Origin of the sequence: Lamprobacter sp. (assembly GCF_034860625.1) — a bacterium.
Classification (GTDB): Bacteria; Pseudomonadota; Gammaproteobacteria; order Chromatiales; family Chromatiaceae; genus Lamprobacter.
Genome location: NZ_JAYESN010000494.1, coordinates 1 through 1,472, shown reverse-complemented (window position 1 = coordinate 1,472; position 1,472 = coordinate 1). Strand labels below are relative to the sequence as shown.

General features: G+C 60.9%; 2 protein-coding genes and 1 pseudogene. 1 reads left to right on the top strand and 2 read right to left on the bottom strand.

Features of this window, described 5'->3' with window-relative positions; translation table 11 throughout:
- Positions 1-61: 61 nt before the first annotated feature.
- Both VBE63_RS29185 and VBE63_RS29180 read right to left on the bottom strand, forming a co-directional pair.
- Positions 62-310 (bottom strand): acyl carrier protein, encoded by a 249-nt coding sequence (locus tag VBE63_RS29185; protein WP_323686474.1) that lies wholly within the window; start codon positions 308-310, stop codon positions 62-64.
- 120 nt (positions 311-430) lie between these two features.
- Complete coding sequence (locus tag VBE63_RS29180; RefSeq protein ID WP_323686473.1) at positions 431-874, bottom strand: DUF29 domain-containing protein; 444 nt, start codon at positions 872-874, stop codon at positions 431-433.
- Positions 875-971: 97 nt separating this feature from the next.
- Between VBE63_RS29180 and VBE63_RS29175 the strand changes: the two are divergent.
- Positions 972-1,472, top strand: a pseudogene (locus tag VBE63_RS29175) (asparagine synthase); the annotation flags it as partial.

Here is a 1,472-nt window from a genome sequence, read left to right as displayed (position 1 = left end):
TTGGAACAGAGCGCCCTGCTCTCCGTTGACGAAGGCCGCGCGAGCAACCATCGAAAGATGATCAGCCTAGCTTCTGATCTACAAAGGCGACTAGGCTGCCGAGGGTCTCGAAGGTCTCGGCGCTGACCTCGTCATCATCGACCATGAGCCCAAAGTGCTCCTCGATGGCGGTGATCAGCCCGACCACGGCCATGGAGTCCAGTTCGGGGATGTTTCCAAGCAGCGCCGTCTGGCTATCGAACGTCTGAGCGCGGCCGTTGAGGCTCAGCGTGCTGTCCAGGATGTTGCGAACCTCGTTGAGACTTGACATAAACTTCTTCCCAAAACGTCCGGCGGCGGGCCTGCCGGGGCCGATGTTGTAAGATGATCAGTGCGGCGGAAGTATATCAGCACCGCCGCGGGCAAACCGTATAGTCAAGCCGGGTTTTGCTCATGCCTCGCTGCCAGGCCAGAACTCGGCATCCATCAGTTGCTGATAGACCCACGGGCAGTGTTCCGGAAAGCTTTCCGGCGCAAGCCCGGTTTCGCGCACCGCAGCGGTGGTCGCGTAGCCGTAGGCGTTGTCGATGAGCTCGGGCAGCATGGGCTTCAGGCCTGGATTTTCCTTCAGATGCGCCTGAATCCGCTTGCGCTGCTCGATGATGGTGTATTTCCAACTGTGGCCCTGGTACGCCGGCTGATATTGCCACTTGAGCAGATGCATTAGTAGGGTTTCAAGGAAGGACTGCAAGGCGCGTTTCTCGGACTTACCCATGTCCTCAACCTCCTCGATCAGGTGTTCGAGATCCAGCTCCTCGAAGCGCTGCGCTCGCATCAGACTAGCCTGCTCCTTGGTCCAGGTATAGAAATCCTCGTCGTAGACCGTCGCCGCCATCGTCTCGCCCTCTCGACACTTGCCCTGCCCGTTTACAACATGGATGCTTTATCATTGTGTTCAGCATATCTCAGCAACCTGTGTGCGGGCCAACTTGATGACGGGACTTTGCGGCTGGTTCAACCTTGAGCAGGGACAGGCATCCATCGACCTTGAGACACGGGTCCAGCATCTGCCAGCCGCAGCAGGGGCCAGCACGAGCCATCGGCATCATCCGCATGGCGCCTGCTTGGTGCGCGCCGGTTGGGTTAGCCAAGATGAGACGGGCTGTATCGCGGCACTCGCCGGCCATCCGCGCTGGCGCGATGCGGAGTTGGCCGCGCAGGCCAAAGACCACGATCCCGCCGTCGCGCTGCTGAGTGCCTATCAGCGCTTTGGTGATGGCCTTTTCGAGCGCATTGCCGGCGATTTCGCGCTGGTGATCCTGGACCCTTCGACGCTGAACAGCTCGGCGCCGCGTCTGCTGGCCGGCATCGACCGCACTGGGCAGTTGCCGCTGCACTTTGCGCCAATTCACGGCGGCCTGGTCTTCGGCACCTCGGCCGACAGCGTGCTGGCACATCCGGGCTTGGAGCGTCGTCTGACCGCCGATGGCCTC